Annotated in this window: 18 protein-coding genes and 1 pseudogene; 10 read left to right on the plus strand and 9 right to left on the minus strand. The window is 70.5% G+C overall.

The window, feature by feature from the left end; all coding sequences use genetic code 11:
- Nucleotides 1-214: 214 nt before the first annotated feature.
- A complete protein-coding gene (locus ABN273_RS57890) occupies nt 215-907 on the minus strand; it encodes a TetR/AcrR family transcriptional regulator (protein WP_349458328.1) in 693 nt (230 codons plus the stop codon).
- A 53-nt stretch (nt 908-960) separates the two neighbouring features.
- Between ABN273_RS57890 and ABN273_RS57895 the strand changes: the two genes are divergently transcribed.
- The gene (locus ABN273_RS57895) at nt 961-2,097 is read left to right on the plus strand and encodes an FAD-dependent oxidoreductase (protein ID WP_349458329.1); all 1,137 of its coding nucleotides are present in this window, start codon (nt 961-963) and stop codon (nt 2,095-2,097) included.
- 201 nt (nt 2,098-2,298) lie between these two features.
- On the opposite strand, the gene ABN273_RS57900 is transcribed toward ABN273_RS57895, so the two are convergent.
- Nucleotides 2,299-2,754 carry a hypothetical protein gene (locus tag ABN273_RS57900; protein WP_349458330.1) on the minus strand — a complete coding sequence of 152 codons (456 nt, stop codon included), beginning with the start codon at nt 2,752-2,754 and terminating at the stop codon, nt 2,299-2,301.
- Nucleotides 2,755-2,836: 82 nt separating this feature from the next.
- Nucleotides 2,837-3,226, minus strand: a complete 390-nt coding sequence (locus ABN273_RS57905; protein WP_349458331.1) for a hypothetical protein — start codon at nt 3,224-3,226, stop codon at nt 2,837-2,839.
- Nucleotides 3,227-3,350: 124 nt separating this feature from the next.
- On the opposite strand from ABN273_RS57905, the pseudogene ABN273_RS57910 reads away from it, so the two are divergent.
- From ABN273_RS57910 to ABN273_RS57945, 8 genes and pseudogenes are all read left to right on the plus strand, one after another.
- Nucleotides 3,351-3,874, plus strand: a pseudogene (locus ABN273_RS57910) (transposase).
- A gap of 498 nt (nt 3,875-4,372) precedes the next feature.
- Complete coding sequence (purB, locus tag ABN273_RS57915) at nt 4,373-5,803, plus strand: adenylosuccinate lyase (RefSeq protein ID WP_349458334.1); 1,431 nt, start codon at nt 4,373-4,375, stop codon at nt 5,801-5,803.
- Complete coding sequence (locus ABN273_RS57920; protein ID WP_349458335.1) at nt 5,800-6,534, plus strand: GNAT family N-acetyltransferase; 735 nt, start codon at nt 5,800-5,802, stop codon at nt 6,532-6,534. The genes purB and ABN273_RS57920 overlap by 4 nt, the downstream gene beginning before the upstream one ends.
- A 106-nt stretch (nt 6,535-6,640) precedes the next feature.
- Nucleotides 6,641-7,648, plus strand: coding sequence for a DUF4037 domain-containing protein (locus ABN273_RS57925; protein WP_349458336.1), 1,008 nt, complete (start codon nt 6,641-6,643; stop codon nt 7,646-7,648).
- A gap of 146 nt (nt 7,649-7,794) precedes the next feature.
- Nucleotides 7,795-8,604: a MerR family transcriptional regulator gene (locus ABN273_RS57930; protein WP_349458337.1), complete on the plus strand. Its 810-nt coding sequence runs from the start codon at nt 7,795-7,797 to the stop codon at nt 8,602-8,604.
- Nucleotides 8,601-9,125: a hypothetical protein gene (locus ABN273_RS57935; RefSeq protein WP_349458338.1), complete on the plus strand. Its 525-nt coding sequence runs from the start codon at nt 8,601-8,603 to the stop codon at nt 9,123-9,125. Before ABN273_RS57930 ends, ABN273_RS57935 begins: the two co-directional genes overlap by 4 nt.
- 112 nt (nt 9,126-9,237) lie before the next feature.
- Nucleotides 9,238-9,423 (plus strand): DUF5999 family protein, encoded by a 186-nt coding sequence (locus tag ABN273_RS57940; RefSeq protein ID WP_349458339.1) that lies wholly within the window; start codon nt 9,238-9,240, stop codon nt 9,421-9,423.
- Nucleotides 9,424-9,916: 493 nt separating this feature from the next.
- Nucleotides 9,917-12,259: a LuxR C-terminal-related transcriptional regulator gene (locus tag ABN273_RS57945; RefSeq protein WP_349458340.1), complete on the plus strand. Its 2,343-nt coding sequence runs from the start codon at nt 9,917-9,919 to the stop codon at nt 12,257-12,259.
- A 175-nt stretch (nt 12,260-12,434) separates the two neighbouring features.
- Here the strand turns inward: ABN273_RS57945 and ABN273_RS57950 are convergent, their stop codons facing one another.
- From ABN273_RS57950 to ABN273_RS60185, 3 genes are all read right to left on the minus strand, one after another.
- Nucleotides 12,435-12,941: an ATP-binding protein gene (locus ABN273_RS57950; protein WP_349458341.1), complete on the minus strand. Its 507-nt coding sequence runs from the start codon at nt 12,939-12,941 to the stop codon at nt 12,435-12,437.
- Nucleotides 12,942-13,213: 272 nt separating this feature from the next.
- A complete protein-coding gene (locus tag ABN273_RS57955; protein WP_349458342.1) occupies nt 13,214-13,408 on the minus strand; it encodes an oxidoreductase in 195 nt (64 codons plus the stop codon).
- Nucleotides 13,409-13,551: 143 nt separating this feature from the next.
- A complete protein-coding gene (locus ABN273_RS60185) occupies nt 13,552-13,665 on the minus strand; it encodes an alpha/beta fold hydrolase (RefSeq protein ID WP_502911354.1) in 114 nt (37 codons plus the stop codon).
- Nucleotides 13,666-13,726: 61 nt separating this feature from the next.
- Between ABN273_RS60185 and ABN273_RS57960 the strand changes: the two genes are divergently transcribed.
- On the plus strand, nt 13,727-14,149 hold the full coding sequence (locus ABN273_RS57960; protein ID WP_349458343.1) for a Tn3 family transposase: 423 nt from the start codon (nt 13,727-13,729) through the stop codon (nt 14,147-14,149).
- A 43-nt stretch (nt 14,150-14,192) separates the two neighbouring features.
- On the opposite strand, the gene ABN273_RS57965 is transcribed toward ABN273_RS57960, so the two are convergent.
- The 3 genes from ABN273_RS57965 to ABN273_RS57975 all read right to left on the minus strand — a co-directional run.
- Nucleotides 14,193-14,993 (minus strand): urease accessory protein UreD, encoded by an 801-nt coding sequence (locus ABN273_RS57965; RefSeq protein ID WP_349458344.1) that lies wholly within the window; start codon nt 14,991-14,993, stop codon nt 14,193-14,195.
- Nucleotides 14,990-15,727: an urease accessory protein UreG gene (gene ureG / locus ABN273_RS57970; protein ID WP_349458345.1), complete on the minus strand. Its 738-nt coding sequence runs from the start codon at nt 15,725-15,727 to the stop codon at nt 14,990-14,992. Before ureG ends, ABN273_RS57965 begins: the two co-directional genes overlap by 4 nt.
- A gap of 30 nt (nt 15,728-15,757) precedes the next feature.
- Nucleotides 15,758-16,265: urease accessory protein UreF (locus ABN273_RS57975; RefSeq protein WP_349458346.1), on the minus strand; the 508-nt coding region annotated here is incomplete at its 5' end.

Here is a 16,265-nt window from a genome sequence, read left to right on the forward strand (position 1 = left end):
GCCGCCTGGTCAACCTCGGACTCGCCTACCTCAACAACACCTGGACCCTCACCCCGACCAGCCCATGACCGGCGGACGTGCCAGCCCATACCAGCCCACCCACCAAGATCTTCAGGACATTCCTAGGGCCGCGACGCGTTGGAGGTCATCGCCGCCTACGGCCGGTCTGGCGGCGTCATGCGGTGCCACGGATGTCACCCGGTAATCCTGAGCGTCACGCCGGCGGCCGGGCGAGTTTGGCGGCCACGGCGTCGAGGACCCAGTCCAGCCCGGTCGCGAAGGACACCTCGGCGTCCACCTCCGTGCCGTCGTGTACGGCCTTGGCCAGGGCCGGGAAGCGGTCCGTGGCCAGCATTCTCCTCACATGCGGGCCGGAGGCGCGCTGCCAGTCGCGCTTGGACAGGCCCGTGGCGCGCTCGGCCCGCAGGTTCGCGATCTCGCGTCTGATCGCGCCAGTGAAGTAGGCGCTGACGGTCTCCACGGCGCGCATGACGGTGTCGATGTCGGCGAGGCCGTCGAGGGCGGCCAGCTTGGCCTCCGTCACGGCGAGACCGTTCGGGCCCAGGGACGGGCGGCCGCCGAGCAGGTCGGCCAGCCATTCGTGACGGAGAGCGGCCTGCCTGGTGCGGTGGGCGAGGACGCGCAGCACCTCCCGCCAGTCGCCGGGCTGCTCCTCGGGGAGGATCTCGGCGTGGACCTCGTCCACCATGAGGTCGAACAGCTCCTCCTTGGTGGAGATGTATCCGTACAGCCGCATCGGGCCGGCGTCCAGCCGGGCGGCGACCTTGCGCAACGACACCGCCTCCAGCCCGCCCTCGTCGGCCAGCGCGATGGCGGCGGCAACGATTCGCTCCCGGTCGAGCGGCGCAGGGCGAGTCGGCGGCTCCGGCCGGTCCCACACAGTCATGGATACATCGTACTGTTGCGATACGCCGTGTCAGTAAAATACAGTGTATCGACATGAGACATCGTATCGCCGTGGTTGGGGGCGGCCCCGCCGGCCTTACCTTCGCCCGCGTCCTGCACCGCCACGATCACCGCGTCACCGTCCTCGAACGCGATCCCGCCCCCGACGCCCGTCCCCCGGGCGGCACGCTGGACCTGCGCGAAAAGCTGGGCCAGCTCGCGCTGGGCAAGGCGGGGCTGCTGGCGGAGTTCCAGGCGCTGTCCCGTCCCGAGGGGCAGGCCATGCGCATCCTGGACACGGACGGGACCGTGCTTCGCGACTGGCAACCCCGTCCGGATGACCGGGCCAATCCCGAGATCGACCGCGGGCAACTCCGTGACCTGCTGCTCGGCCCCCTGGACGTTCAGTGGGGGCGGGGCGTGACGGAGGTGGTGCCGGGGACCAGGGACGGCGTGCTGGTCCGTTTCGCGGACGGGCGACAGGAGACGTTCGACCTCGTGGTAGGCGCGGACGGCGCCTGGTCCCGGGTCCGTCCGGCAATCTCGTCCGCGACGCCGCACTACACCGGCGTCACCTTGGTCGAGACGTCCCTGGACGACGTCGACACCCGCCACCCCGACCTCGCCCGGCTGATCGGCGACGGTTCCATGGCTGTGTACGGCGTGAACCGCGCCCTTGTCGCCCAGCGCAACAGCGGCGGCCACGTCAAGGTGTACGCGCAGTTCCGCGCGCCGCTGGACTGGCACACGAACCTGGACCGGCATATTGACCTGGCCGACGTCGAGGCCGTGCGATCAAGCCTGCTGGCTCTGTTCGACGGCTGGGCCGCTCCCGTCCTCGACCTTCTGCGCCACGGCGCCGCTTTCGTCCACCGCCCCCTCTACGTCCTGCCCGTGTCCCACACCTGGGCCCACGTCCCCGGGGTGACGCTACTGGGCGACGCCGCCCACCTGATGCCCCCATTGGGGGCGGGCGCGAACCTCGCGATGCTGGAAGGCGCCGAACTCGCCGAGTCCGTCGCCGCCGTCCCCGGCCCTGGCGATCTGGACGAGGCCGTCCGCGCCTTCGAGGAACAGATGTGGGTACGGGCCGGCAGGTGGGCGAAGATCACGACGGCCGGTCTGGAACGCCTCGTGAGCCCGTACCCCGCCGAAGCCCTCGCCCTCTTCGACGAAGTCCAGCCATCCTGACTGCCGGCGGCGAACGGCCCGGGTCTGAACAGCCAGCATCACGCGGTGCTGGCGCTGGTCGGCGACAGCAGGTTCACCAAAAGGCGGGGACACCGCGCCCGGACAAGCCGATGGAGCGGCCCGTCCGGCTCCTCTACGAGGACAGCGTGCCCGTCTGGCCGCGTCATCACCGACGAGCGGCATCCACCGGCCACCGTTTGCCTAAGAGGCGAGCAGATCGAAGTGGAAGCCGACGAAGAACAGTCCCAAGGACACCCACCTCGTCGCGGAAGGAAACTCGGGGTGCCGGAGCGTGCGGCCGATGCTGACCACCAGCAACGCGGCAGCGCCTCCGAATGCCCCGCCAAGTGCGGCCTGGAGTAGCTGGTGGGTCCCGATCTCGTTGGTGATCAGGGTGACGGTCGCCCCTGCGGCAAAACCGGAGACAGCGGGCGCTGCGACGGACCTACGGGCTATGAGCGCTGCCCAACGGTCGCCATATCGAGACAGCCTTTCTGGTCCAAGCAGGTCAACGATGACTGCGGCGCCGGAGATGAAGGAGCGGATCTTGCCGAAACGACCCCACCAGATCATCGGCAGGCCGAGCAGATCGTTGCCGAGCGTCGACTTGCCCTCCAGCCACATGCCCCAGGCCTCGACGTAGCTGATGTCCGCCATGATCGGAGCGTAGAAGCGGCACAGGTCGCTGCCTAGATGATCAATTCCAAGGGGTGCCTGCGGAGGGTGTGGGGGTGGGCGGTCAGGCGTCGGGGTCGACTTCGGGGTGCGTGAACCGCACGGGCTTGCCCAGCGACCGGGCGTAGGCGATTTCGGCTCGGGTGCTGTCTCCGATGTAGTCGCCGACTACGAGCGCCTCATCAGCGAGCCGGATCTTCGCTCGGTGCAGATCGTCGAGTCGAACCTTCAGCGCCTCGGCCTCGACAGGATCGGACCAAAGTTCGTGCGGCGACTTCATGTCGCAACCCGGCTTGACGACAATTTTTCCGGCTTTGGTCTCCCGCAGATCGGCCTCGGTCATCTCGGTCATGAAGCGGGTGGAGCCGCAGATCACGACGATACGCGGGAGGCTCAGCTGCTTCTTCGCGTCGGCGAGTTTCTCCTCGGGGGTGAGCTGTTGCGGGTATGACACTGGTTCCTCCTGGTGGTGTGGTCCAAGGGGTGCCTGCGGAGACGAGAACGAGGGTGTCCAAGATCGTCTTATGGCGAACGACGTGGACACCCTCGCGACAGCACTCTAGGCGACGACCGACGACATGCTGAAAGAGCATCCCGACCTGGCGCCGTGGCGCCGCCGGTCGGCATTACGCCCCGCCTGAGCGATGCCGAACTGGTCACCCTCGCCATGATGCAGGCCATACTCGGCTTCACCTTTGCGAAGCGTCAACCGGATCCTGGCCACCACCACCTCCGTGTGGAGCGACGACGTATGGGTCGTGGACTCCACCCCGTGGGGCCTGCGCCTGCACCTGGTCTGCACCCTTCAGGGCCTGCCCATCGCCTTCGCCCTGACCGGGCCAAGGCCAACGAACGCGAGACCCTCCTCGACCTCCTGGCCGCCGAATGCGAGCTTCTGCGAGAGCGCCACGGACAGACTCTCATCGGCGACAAGAACTACTTCGGCCGTGGTTTCGAACGCGAAGAACGGCACCGAGGGCGCACACCCGGAGGGGTCATAGCCCGCGTCATGCAACGCATCCTCGCGCTGACCGCCGCGATCTGGCACAACGACGCCACCGGACAAACCGTCCAACGCTCACTGACCGCCTACGATCACTGACCCCTTGGAATAGATCATCTAGTGGGTCCCGTGAGGTCATTCCCGTCCTCGCCCAGGACGCCAAGTGGGTCGGCCGCACGTTGTGGCAGGACGCCGGCGCTCCCTCAGCGGCCGTGAACCCGGCTGGATCGACGAGGGCAACTGACCGAACCGACACCACGGCGTCTGCCCAGACGGGTGGGCGCTTTCGCCTGTCCGCACCCACCGTTGGAGGGGAAACCATGCACTCGGTCTGCTCGCGGTCCTGACCGTCCTGCGGGCTATCCCGATCCGCGGACGCTGGTGCGCGAACCTGCCCTGAGCAGGGCGCGGCAGGAGCGGAAAGCCCGTCGCTGATCTACTTTGTAAAGGCGTGGGTGTCGCTCAGCTTGATCACGCTGCAACAGCCTTTCCGGCTGCGAGGCGGTGGTGTTCGCGGATGAGGAGGGTGAGCTCCTCGATAGCGCCCGTACGGCCCGGTGCGGTGCGGGCGCCGGCGTGTCAATAGACTTGTCCGACGTGACAGCCAAGCCGCGTATCCCGAATGTCCTGGCCTCCCGTTATGCCTCGCTGGAGCTGGCCCGTCTGTGGTCTCCCGACTACAAGGTCGTCGCCGAGCGGCGGTTGTGGCTGGCGGTGCTGCGGGCGCAGGCCGAGTTGGGGGTGGCGGTTCCCGAGGGCGCGATCGACGACTACGAGAAGGTGGTCGAGCAGGTCGATCTCGACTCGATCGCGGCCCGCGAGCGGGTGACGCGCCACGATGTGAAGGCGCGCATCGAGGAGTTCAACGCGCTGGCCGGCCACGAGCAGGTGCACAAGGGCATGACCTCGCGCGACCTGACGGAGAACGTCGAGCAGCTGCAGGTGCGCGACAGCCTGCTGCTGGTGCGCGACCGGGTGGTGGCGCTGCTGTCGCGCCTGGCGGGGCTGGCCGTGGAGCATGAGGCCACGGTGGTCGCCGGCCGTTCCCACAACGTGGCGGCGCAGGCCACCACGCTGGGCAAGCGTTTCGCGACGGCGGCCGATGAGCTGCTGGTGGCCTACCGGCGGCTGGAGGAGCTGATCGGCCGCTACCCGCTGCGCGGCATCAAGGGCCCGGTCGGCACCGCCCAGGACATGCTCGACCTGCTGGGCGGCGATCGGGGCAAGCTGGCCGAGCTGGAGGGGCGGGTGGCCGCCCACCTGGGCTTTTCCGAGCGGTTCACGAGCGTGGGGCAGGTCTATCCGCGGTCGCTGGATTTCGAGGTGATCAGCGCGCTGGTGCAGCTGGCGGCGGCGCCGTCGTCGCTGGCCAAGACGATCCGGCTGATGGCCGGGCACGAGCTGGTCACCGAGGGGTTCAAGGAGGGGCAGGTCGGCTCGTCGGCGATGCCGCACAAGATGAACACCCGCTCCTGCGAGCGGGTCAACGGCCTGGCCGTGGTGCTGCGTGGCTACGCCTCGATGGCGGGCGAGCTGGCGGGCGACCAGTGGAACGAGGGCGACGTGTCGTGCTCGGTGGTGCGGCGGGTGGCGCTGCCGGACGCGTTCTTCGCCTTCGACGGGCTGGTGGAGACGATGCTGACGGTGCTGGATGAGTTCGGCGCCTTCCCGGCGGTCATCTCCGCGGAGCTGGATCGCTACCTGCCGTTCCTGGCGACGACGAAGATGCTGATGGCGGCGGTGCGGGCCGGGCTGGGCCGGGAGACGGCGCACGAGCTGATCAAGGAGCACGCGGTGGCGTCGGCGCTGGCGATGCGTTCGCGGGGCGTCGCCAACGAGCTGCTGGACCGGCTGGCCGGCGACGCCCGTTTCCCGCTGGAGCGTGCCCAGCTGGAGGGGCTGCTGGCTGATCGGGTGTCGTTCACCGGCGCGGCGGCCGACCAGGTGGAGGCGGTCGCGCAGCGGGTGGGTGAGGTCGTGGCGGTGCGCCCGCAGGCGGCCGCGTACCGGCCCGGCGCGATCCTGTGACGATCCGCGAGCTGCGCGATGCCGGCCAGGTGCGGGAGGCGTGCGGTGACGACGATCTGCTGATGTGGGCGGCGCAGGGCCTGCGCGGGGGTGCGCGGGCCTGGGCGCTGGGGGACGCGGTCGTGGCGGCCGCCCCCGGCGTGTCGCGGCGGGACCGGCTGGGCGTGTGGGGCGGCGTCTCGTGCGCGGTGGAGCTGGTGGGCCACGTGCTGGCCGAGCTGGGCCCCTCGTACCGGCCGTTCGGGGAGTGTGAGCTGGTGCGTGAGGTGACGGCGAAGCTGGACGGGCTGGAGCGGGGCGGGGAGTTCTCCTGGATGAGCCTGCCCGCGCTGGACGGCCCTTCGGCTGACGGGGTGGGCTGGCTGGAGCCGGCCGCCGATGCGGAGGTCGCGGCGCTGCTGGCGGTTGATGCGCCCGACTCGTACGCGGTGCCCGGCATCGCCGGGGTGAGCCGGTGGGCGGGCGTGCGCGTGGAGGGGCAGCTGGCGGCGGTGGCGGCGGACGCGTGGTCCGCGCCCACGGTGGGGCTGCTGGCCGGGGTCGCCACCCGGGCGCGTTTCCGTGGGCGGGGCCTGGCCGAACGCGTGTGCCGGTGGGTGTCGCGGGAGCTGCTGGCGGCCTACGGGCGGGCGGCGCTGATGGTGGACGACGGCAACGCGGCGGCCATCAGCGTCTACGAGCGGATCGGCTTTCGGCGGCGGCCCGTGATGGCCTCCCGCGTGACCGGCTGACCACCCGCCTCACCGGGGGTCGGGCCCGGGGGAAAATCGGGTGAGGTTCGCGCGGCGCTGGTGCAGAGTTGACGGAGTGATGTCCGATTTTGTACCTGGTATTGAGTTGTCGCGCGCTTTTTACGGCGAGGTGGTGGCGCCTTCGGTGCCCGGGGTGGCGCACAGTGCCGCGTTGATCGGGCCGGGGTCGGAGGTGCTGGAGTTCGACACCGCCCGCTCGGCCGACCACGACTGGGGGCCGCGGGTGCTGGTGTTCGTGGCCCCGGAGGCGGTGGCCGAGGTGCGGGCGAAGGTGGTGGCGGGCCTGCCGGAGCGTTTCCGCGGCTTTCCGACCGTGTTCGGCTACCACGGCAGCGTGCGGCCCGGGGTGACGGTGACGGACCTGGGGGCGTGGCTGGTGGAGCGGCTGGGTTTCGACCCGCGGGGCGGGGTGTCGCTGCTGGACTGGTTGTCGGTGTCCTGGCAGAGCCTGGCCGAGGTGACGTGCGGCGAGGTGTTCCACGACGGTTTGGAAGGCGGAGGGCTGGAGGCGGCCAGGGCGGCGTTGCGCTGGTATCCGCGGGATGTGTGGCGCTATGTGCTGGCGTGTCAGTGGCGGCGGATCGCGCAGGAGGAGCCGTTCCCCGGCCGGTGCGGCGAGGTGGGCGACGAGCTGGGCTCGGCCGTGGTGGGGGCACGGCTGGTGCGTGAGGTGATGCGGCTGGCGCTGCTGCTGCGGCGGCGCTACCCCCCGTACGCGAAATGGCTCGGCAGTGCGCTGGCGCGGCTGCCGGGCTCGGCGGAGCTGGGGGAGTGCCTGGGGGCGGCGGTGGCGGCCCGTTCCTGGCGGGAGCGGCAGGAGGGGCTGTCGGGCGCGTACGCGCGGGTGGCGGCGCTGCAGAACCGGGTGGCGCTGGCCGAGCCGCTGGATGGGCGGGTACGGGGCTTCTTCGACCGGCCGTTCGAGGTGATCGGGGGCGACCGGTTCGCTGAGGCGTTGATGGCGGCGGTGTCGGATCCGGTGATCAGGGACCTGCCGGTGGTGGGGTGTGTGGATCAGCTGTCGGATTCGACGGATCTGCTGGTCGAGCCGGGGCGCAGGCGGCGGGTGACGGCGGCGGCGCTGGGCCTGTGAGCCTAGTGATCTACATTGTAAAGGTCGAGGGGTGAGACGATCGTCCTCTCACCCCTTTAACAGACCCTGGCTCACGAGGGAGGAGGCCAGCTCCTCCACGCGGATGCGCCAGGCGTCGGGTGGACTCTCCCATGGGGGGAGGGCCCATGCTGGTGGGCGTGGATGAGGAGTTGCTGCCGATCGGGCAGTTCGCCCGGTTGGGGCGGTTGAGTGTGAAGCAGTTGCGTCACTATGACGAGCTGGGGTTGTTGCGGCCGGCGCATGTGGATGCGGAGACGGGTTACCGCTATTACCGGCCGTCGCAGGCGCGGGTGGCGTTGTCGATCGGGTTGTTGCGGTCGCTGGATGTGCCGCTGGCGGTGGTGGGGGAGGTGTTGTCGGGCGCGGTGGGGGCGCTTGAGGGTGTCCGGGAGGGTTTGGAGGCGGAGCTGGCGCGGCGGCGCCGGACTTTGGCGTCGCTGGAGCGGGTGATGGCGGACGGGTTGCCGGCGGCGCCGGTGCGGGTGGTGTCTGAGCCGGCCCGCCGGGTGGCGGTGGTTCGGGAGCGTGCCGCGCGGCAGGAGGATGTGGGCCGGGCGACGTCGGCGGCGCTGGCGCGGCTGCTGGAGCGGGTGTATGGGGTGTCGGGTCCGGGCGGGGGGCCGGTGCGGCTGATCGGGTTGTTCCCGGTGGATCTGGATGAGGCGGTTGATGTGGAGGCCGCCTTGGTGCTGCAGGACGGGGAGAGCGGCGGGGGAGCGGAGGTGCGGGTGCTGTCTGGGGGCAGGTTCGCCTGTGCCACGCATGTGGGGCCTTATGACCAGATACCCCTGACTGTGCATGCGGTGCTGGCCTGGTGTGGCGAGCGGCGCTGCGCGGTGCGGGGTCCGATTCGCGAGGTGTACGTGTCGGATCCGGCTGTCACTTCGCCTGATGAGCTTGTCACCCATCTGATGATCTGCTTGGAGGAGTCATGAGTCCTGAACTGGCCACGTACGGCCCTGTGACGTGCCTGAACGTGACCGGCCTGGGCGAGCCGGGCGGTGGTGAGCATCTGTCGGCCATCGGCGCCCTGTATGCGGTGGCCGCGCAGATGGGCGGTCCGGCGGGGCCGCTGGAGGGGTTGTGGTGGGTGGAGGATGATCGGCCGGGGTTGGAGGTGCCGCGGGAGTTGTGGCGCTGGCATCTGCTGCTGCCGCTGGCGGGCCCTCCGGAGCCGGGGGTGGTGGAGCGGGCGCGGGAGGCGGCGCGGCCGTCGGGTGCGGCGGTGGATCGGGTTCGGGTGGCGACGTTCACGGAGGGGGAGTGTGTGGAGCTGGTTCACGTGGGGGCGTTCAGCGAGGAGTACCGGTCGCTGGCGGTGATGGAGAAGTTCATGGCGGAGCGGGGGTTGGTGGTCAATGGGCCGCATCATGAGGTGTATCTGACGCCGTTCGACGCTCCGGAGCCGCGTACGGTGTTGCGGCAGCCGGTGCGTGCGGCGGGTGGTACTACGTAGGTACGCAAAATAGGTACCCATGTAGGGGTTTCTCGCCTCTTCTTGCGATGGATGGTGAGGCAAGCTGGAGGTGTAGGAAAAGGCTGGATGTGAGGAACGGGGGATCCGCACGATGTGTATGCACCAGCCTCCCTGTCCTCCGGCGGACGCCGTCGACCATCAGGCCGCCCGCCTGGTGGCGTACCACCCGGAGCAGGGATGGGGACTTCTGTGCAACGGGGTCGTCTTCTTCGACGACACGGGCGAGCTGCTGCCCGACGGCCGCAGCGTCCCCGCACTGAGCGGGCGGGCGGCATGAACGCACCGCCGGCGTCGTGGACGTTCTCGCCGCGGCCCTGCTCGGTGTTCCAGGCCCGGTAGGCGGCCCGGGGCCAGCTGGTGGAGCGGGGGCTGTACCAGGCGTGCGACTTCGCCGGGCTGGTGATGAGCGAGCTGGTCGCCAACGCGGTGCGGCATGCGTGCGGGATCGTGCGCCTGAGCCTGTCGGCCGCCGACGGGCTGCTGCGCTGCGAGGGTGAAGGCTCCCGCACCCACCGCTTCAGCGCTTCATCCAGGTCGTCGGCGCCGATCATCCGGCCCTGGACAACCTGGATGAACATCGCTTTCCCCTCGCTTCGTCCCACGCTGGGAGCGGCCCGCCGTCAAGGTCGAGACGCCCTTGCACCATGCGATGGCCAAATCTTGTTGTGGGTTCTTGACCGTGCTCGTCTGGGGTAACGGCCGGGACATAACCTGGACCTCGTGGGATGCGGTCCGACAGAGACCTGCCGGCCGCGTCGCGGAAGGCGCCAATGACAGCGGTGACAGCCGGCACTTACCGGGGACGGCCCGACGGCGGGCTGCCCGCGGAGGTGACAAGTTTCGTGGGGCGTCGGCACGAGGTGGCCGAGGTCAAACATCTGCTGTCCGCCTGCAGGGCCGTGACGCTGGTCGGCGTGGGCGGGGTCGGCAAGACACGCCTGGCGCTGCGCGTCGGCCATGAGGTACGGCGCGCCTTCCACGACGGCGTGTGGCTGGCCGAACTGGCCGAACTGGACTGCCCCGGTATGCTCGCCCAGGCCGTGGCCGAGGCGCTGGAGATCCGCGACCACACCGGCGACCCTCCGATGCGGGTGCTGACCCGCTTCCTGCACGACAAGCAGGCACTGCTGATCCTGGACAACTGCGAGCACATGATCGGCGAATGCGCCGCGCTCGCTGAGACGCTGCTGCGCGCGGCCCCCGACCTGCGCGTGCTGGCCACCAGCCGGCAGGCGCTGGGCATCAACGGCGAGCACGCGGTGCCCGTCGCGCCGCTGCCGCTGCCCAGCCGGGAGGTCCGGCCGCCGCTGGAGACGCTGGTCAGGCAGGACGCCGTACGGCTGTTCGTCGAACGGGCCCGCTCGGTGCTGCCGACGTTCACCGTCAGCGAGGACAACCGCGACATCGTCACACGCATCGTGCACCGCCTCGACGGGTTGCCGCTCGGCATCGAACTGGCCGCCGTCCGGCTGCGCGCCCTGTCCGCCCAGCAGCTGCTCGACCGGCTCGACGACCGCTTCCGCCTGCTGACCGCCGGGTCCAGGGCGGTACTGCCCCGGCACCAGACGCTGCGGGCACTGATCGATTGGAGTTACGCACTATGCCTGGAGGAAGAGCGCCTGCTGTGGCAGCGGGCCTCGGTCTTCGCCGGGACCCTGGACCTGGAGGCGGCCGAGGCGGTCTGCAGCGGGAACGGCATCGACCTGGAGGACGTGATCGACCTGGTGATCGGCCTGGTCGACAAGTCCGTGCTGATTCGAGAAGACCACCCGGGCGGCGTGCGCTACCGCATGCTGGAAACGCTGCGCCAGTACGGACGCCAACGCCTGGCCGACTCCGGCGGCGAGGCCGACCTGCTGGCACGGCACCGTGGTTATTACCGCGACCTGGCCGCGCAGGCGCGGCAGGAGCTGTTCGGCCCGGAGCAGGTCGCCTGGTTCGCCCGGCTCCAGAGGGAGCACGCCAACCTGCGGGCCGCTCTCGACGGCTGGCTGAGCCCGCCGCGGGACACCTGTGCGGGGCTGAGCATGGCGAGCGATCTGCTGTATCACTGGATCACCAGTTATTACCTGGGTGAGGGACGCGACTGGCTGGCGCGGGCGCTGGCAGCCGACACCGAGCCCAGCACGGCACGCGCTCAAGCGCTGTGGGCCGCCAGCTGGCTGGCGGTCATCCAGGCCGACATCCCGGCCGCCACGACGATGCTGGAGGAGAGCCGCCGTATCGGGGAGCAGCTGCACGACGAGCCGGTCCTGGCCTACGTGGCGCTGTTCTCCGGGATGGTGGCCATGTGCGAGGGGCGAACGGAGGCCGCGATCGAGCTATACAGGGACGCCCTGGCCCGCCACCGCCGACTCGGCGACCCGGTGGGGATCGCGCTGTCGCTCATCCGGCTGACGCTCGCCCACTCGTTCCTGGGGGACTCCTCGGCCGCCATCGCGGCGGGCGAGGAGTGCCTGTCGGTGTGCGACGCCTACGGGGAGGGCTGGCACAAGGCGTACACGATGATGGCTCTGGGCGTGGAGGTGCGGCGGCAGGGGGACCTGGCCCGGGCGGCCGAGCTGGAGATGCAGAGCCTGACTTTCAACCGTTCGCTGGGTGACCGGCTCGGCGCGGGCCTCAACATCGAGGTGCTGGCCTGGATCGCCGCCAGTCAGGGCCAGCCCCAGCGGGCCGCGCGCCTGCTGGGGATCCTGGAGAGGATGTGGAGCTCCATCGGGGCGCCGCTGTCGGGATACGGGCATCTGGCCCGCTACCACGACGAGAGCCGGGCGGTGATACGTCAGGCGCTGGGGGAGACGGCGTTCGAGGCGGCCGTGCAGCGCGGTGCCCGCATCCCCCTGGACGAGGCGCTTGCGTACGCGTTGCAGGAAGGCAAGGCCGAGCAGGCGGCCAAGGGGGAGACGCCGTTGACGCGCCGGGAGACGGAGATCGCCGAACTGGTCGCCCAGGGGATGTCGAACAAGGAGATCGCGGCGTCCCTGGTGATCGCCCAGCGGACCGCCGAAGGGCATATCGAGCACATCCTGACCAAGCTGGGGTTCAACTCGCGGTCGCAGATCGCGGTGTGGGTGGGGGAGCGGGTCCGCGCCGACGGCCATGACCGCCCGTGACCGTTACCTCGGCCGCTTGTGCCGGTGCGGACAGCGGAGCCGGCGGCACCGCCCCGCTGTCATTGATCGGGTGTCAGAACGGCAGTGGTCGACCTGACGGGGTCCGCAGGTCCATGCCCTGAGCGGGGCGGCGTGGCCGTTTGGAGATGCGGATCCTTTTCTGGCGCACGATGCGTCATTCCTTTCCGTCGGTCGGGTGGGCGTGCGGGCAGTCCGGCTCGGATGTGACGAGCTCGAACCACACGACCTTGCCGGCGATTCCCCAGCAGCACACCAACCGGTTCAGCAGCGGGATGTGGCGTGGTTCGGCGGCTGTGGGCGCGGCCTCGGCGCTTGCGTCCTCCACTTCGCCCCGCAACAGGCCGTCCTCAACCCACAGCGAAAGCCTGATCTTGTCGGTGGCGTGCCGCAAGGCGTCGGCGAGGAGCTCGCCGACCAGCCGGTCGGCGTCTTCGGCCTGTTCCTGCAATCCCCACGCGGCCAGCCTGGCGGCGGTCATCCGCCGCGCGCTGGGCACCGCCGAAGGCCGTGCTGACAGCAGCCACGAGACGGCGCGGTCCTGCCTCATCCATCCGGCGCGAACGGCCAGGCCATTGCCCATGGCCAATAGCCCGTTCCACGACAACATCCGCAGCGCGGGTTGACTCGGAACGGCCCACTGCTCGACTTGCGGCTGCAACATGGCTGGCACTTGTCTCCCCTCTCCGTGTCGGCGCATGCGTAGAACACCTACTCCAGGTTGCTTCACCGCGCGAAACACCGAGACGGGATAAATCCCCATATAGGTACCTATTCGCCTCGTCTCCGTGTACGTATCCCTCCGTACCCCGCCTCCCGGCGCAGACCGCGCCCCCACATTCAGCACCGACAACCTCTCCAGCCACACACCGCCCCGCCACCGTCCGCCACGCCCGCACCTGCCCAGGCGCGTGCAGGCCGGTGATCGGGGTAGCCCTAGCCGACCTGCGAAGGCTGCACCCCCTCGGTGACGATCGGCCCGGCACTGGCGCGCTGCGCTCGGTACGTCGCCATCAGCTTCGTGGGCGCCGCGCCGGGCCCATAGGCGCGGCCGCGGGGCATCGGCGCCATCACGACACGGTTGGCCAGGCGCTTGCCGCCCGGGTCGATCGGGTCGGAAGCAGTGGTCATGGGACTCCTCCCCGGGATAGGTGACGCGTCGCGGGCCGGGCACACCGCTGTCAGCGCCGGCGGTGCGGCGGTGTGGCTGTCTTGCCTTGCCGGTTTGCTCGGCGTGCGGTTGTGTCACCTGGATCGGCTTGTGCTCTGCCGGGTCAGCGCAGGAAGTCCAGCAGTGCCTTCGTCAGGGCTTGCGGAACCTCCTCGGCCAGGAAGTGGCCGGATCCGGGGATGACCAGTCCGGTGACGTCGGTGGCGACCAGGCGCATGACTTCCTCGCTACGGTTTCCGGGGTCTGGACGCCGGGATCGAGGCGAGGGACGGCCTGGGATGACGTGGATCGAGCGGACCGCCTACCCGCAGTTCAAGCGGCTGACTTCGGTGCGGGTGCTGCACGTGTTCTTCACGCCGTCGCCGGCCGAGTCCTACAACGGCTTCTCCAAGTGGCTCGGCTTCGGCGGGGTGCTGGCCGACAACGACCCCGAAGAGCAGGAGAAACTGATCAAGTTCAACACGCTGCTGGCCAACCTGGTCGTCTTCCACAACGCCCTGGACATCTCCGACATCGTGCGGCAGCTGGTCGCCGAAGGATGGCAGATCACCGCCGACCAGCTCGGCCAGATCGCGCCCTACCTGCGGGCACACATCAGCCGCTTCGGCGCGTACGCAACCGACGAGCTACGTCATCGGCCTGACCCGTTCGACGCCCTGCTCAAAGAGGTCGACTTCACCGACGTCGAGCTGGCCGCCTGATCGTCGGCGGACAGTTTACGTCGAGCCCGGCGTCCGGGTTCTGTCACCGGCCGAGGGAATCGGCTGTGTCGAGGAGGTGGCGTAGCCGCAGAGTGTTCGGGGCCAGGGCCGTGATCAGGATGGCAGGTCCGGCGAGCGGGGTCAGCACGGCCTGCCCATCGGCGGGGTCGTCGCCGAACAGCCGGACGCCGGGCGGCCCCTTGTCGTAGGCGGGGTCGACGATGAGGATCTGACCGGCGGCGCGGTGGCCGGCCACGACGGCGGGGCCGTCCCAGCCGGGCGCGTCCGGCCCGTACATGTTCTGCTGATCAAGCACGGGCCGTCCGTCGCGCCGGACGGTGAGGCGGGTGGTCAGCCGGCCCGGTGGTTCGCCGGCGCGGCCGAGGACCTGTTCCTCGCGCAGGACGAGACGGGCGTCGGCGGCGAGGTCGATGGTGCAGCTCTGGCGCAGGTTGCTGCGGGCGGCGGAGATCAGCGGCTCGGGCAGCCAGTGCAGGCTCGCCTGTTCGGCCACGCTCAGGTGCACGTCATAGGTAGCGTGTCCGGTGGTGGGGCCGCGCAGCGCGATGGTGGCGGCGGCTGTGGTGACGTGCAGGTGGGCGCCGGGTTCGGCGGCGGCTTCGATGCGCAGCCGGTCGCCGCCGAGCGGGGCGCTCATCACGCCCAGGATGCACACCCGTGCCTGGCTCCCGTGCGGGCGGCTACGGCGCAGGTCGAAGGGGCCGGCGCCGGCCAGGACGGGAAGCGCGGTCGCCTCCCCCACGCTGATCGCCCTGATCCGGGCGGTGGCATGCACGCCCCGCGCGGTGCGCCGGGCCGAGGCGGCCTGGGAGATGAGGCTCACGCGGCGCTCGCGGTCCAGGCGGCCAGGCGCGTGCGGACCCAGTCCGACACGGGTGTGACGCCGCCTTCGGTTTTGAGGGCGGTGAAGGCGATGGGCAGGTCGCCGCGCTGGGCCTTGGCGTCGCGGGCCATGGCTTCCAGGTCTGCGCCGACGTAGGGGGCGAGGTCGGTCTTGTTGATGACGAGCAGGTCGGAGGCGGTCACGCCGGGGCCGCCCTTGCGGGGGATGTCATCGCCGCCCGCGACGTCGATGACGAAGATCTGCGCGTCGACCAGGCCCCTGGAGAAGGTCGCGGTCAGGTTGTCCCCGCCGGATTCGATGAGGATCAGGTCGAGCGGGCCGTGCTGGTCTTCCAGGTCCTCGACGGCTTCGAGGTTGGCGGAGATGTCGTCGCGGATGGCGGTGTGCGGGCAGGCGCCGGTCTCGACCGCCCGGATGCGCATCGCGGGCAGGATGGCCTCGCGCAGCAGGAATTCGGCGTCCTCGCGGGTGTAGATGTCGTTGGTGACCACCGCGATGGACAGGCGGTCGCGCAGCGCCCGGCACAGGGCGGCGACGGTGGCGGTCTTGCCGGAGCCGACCGGCCCGCCCAATCCGATGCGCAGCGCGCGCCGCCGTCCGTCAGAGCGGCCATCAGAGCGGCCTTCAGAGCGTGTGCCAGGGCGTCCGGGGGCGGAACCGCCGGGACCGTGGGCGTGATCCTCGGGGAAGGCGTGGCTGTGGTGCAGGTGCATGACTGCTCCAGGCGTCAGGAGGCGAACAGGTCAGGAGGCGAACAGGCGCATCGGGCGGGCGGCGTGCTGTTCGGCGGTGATGTCGAGCAGCGGCGCCGAGACGGCGGGCAACGCCTGCACGCCCTCGGCTCGGACGCGCTGCGCGGCTTCGGCGGCCCGCTGCGCGAGGTGGTCGATGTCGGCGGCCAGACGGGCCAGGACGGCGGTGGCGTCGAAGGGGTCCAGGCTGAGCAGGCGGACGGTGGCAGTGGCCGGGCCGCTGACGCTCTCGTACGCAGCCGCATAAGCGGCCTCGAGCGGCGTCAGGCCGGCCGAGCGGGCGGCCAGGCCGAGGACGACAGGCTGATGCGCGCCGCCGGGACGGGCCGCGGCCAGGGCGTCGAGTTCGGGTGAGGGCCAGGCGGCGCGGGCGGCGCGCAGCAGTTGCCGGCCGAGCCTGCGCGCGACCTGGCGCAGGGCAGGTGAGGGGGTACGGGCGTCGGCGGCCTCATCCAGCAGCAGAGGGTCGTAGCCGGTCGTGGGGGGGGGGGGGGGGGGG

Origin of the sequence: Nonomuraea sp. B19D2 (assembly GCF_040137845.1) — a bacterium.
GTDB lineage: Bacteria > Actinomycetota > Actinomycetes > Streptosporangiales > Streptosporangiaceae > Nonomuraea.

Excerpts from the sequence above, each read along its gene's own strand:
- ABN273_RS57890 (WP_349458328.1), bottom strand. The coding sequence starts at position 907 with ATGACTGTGTGGGACCGGCCGGAGCCGCCGACTCGCCCTGCGCCGCTC.
- ABN273_RS57895 (WP_349458329.1), top strand. The coding sequence starts at position 961 with ATGAGACATCGTATCGCCGTGGTTGGGGGCGGCCCCGCCGGCCTTACC.
- ABN273_RS57900 (WP_349458330.1), bottom strand. The coding sequence starts at position 2,754 with ATGGCGGACATCAGCTACGTCGAGGCCTGGGGCATGTGGCTGGAGGGC.
- ABN273_RS57930 (WP_349458337.1), top strand. The coding sequence starts at position 7,795 with ATGCTGGTGGGCGTGGATGAGGAGTTGCTGCCGATCGGGCAGTTCGCC.
- ABN273_RS57935 (WP_349458338.1), top strand. The coding sequence starts at position 8,601 with ATGAGTCCTGAACTGGCCACGTACGGCCCTGTGACGTGCCTGAACGTG.
- ABN273_RS57940 (WP_349458339.1), top strand. The coding sequence starts at position 9,238 with ATGTGTATGCACCAGCCTCCCTGTCCTCCGGCGGACGCCGTCGACCAT.
- ABN273_RS57945 (WP_349458340.1), top strand. The coding sequence starts at position 9,917 with ATGACAGCGGTGACAGCCGGCACTTACCGGGGACGGCCCGACGGCGGG.
- ABN273_RS57950 (WP_349458341.1), bottom strand. The coding sequence starts at position 12,941 with ATGTTGCAGCCGCAAGTCGAGCAGTGGGCCGTTCCGAGTCAACCCGCG.
- ABN273_RS57955 (WP_349458342.1), bottom strand. The coding sequence starts at position 13,408 with ATGACCACTGCTTCCGACCCGATCGACCCGGGCGGCAAGCGCCTGGCC.
- ABN273_RS60185 (WP_502911354.1), bottom strand. The coding sequence starts at position 13,665 with ATGCGCCTGGTCGCCACCGACGTCACCGGACTGGTCATCCCCGGATCC.
- ABN273_RS57960 (WP_349458343.1), top strand. The coding sequence starts at position 13,727 with ATGACGTGGATCGAGCGGACCGCCTACCCGCAGTTCAAGCGGCTGACT.
- ureG (WP_349458345.1), bottom strand. The coding sequence starts at position 15,727 with ATGCACCTGCACCACAGCCACGCCTTCCCCGAGGATCACGCCCACGGT.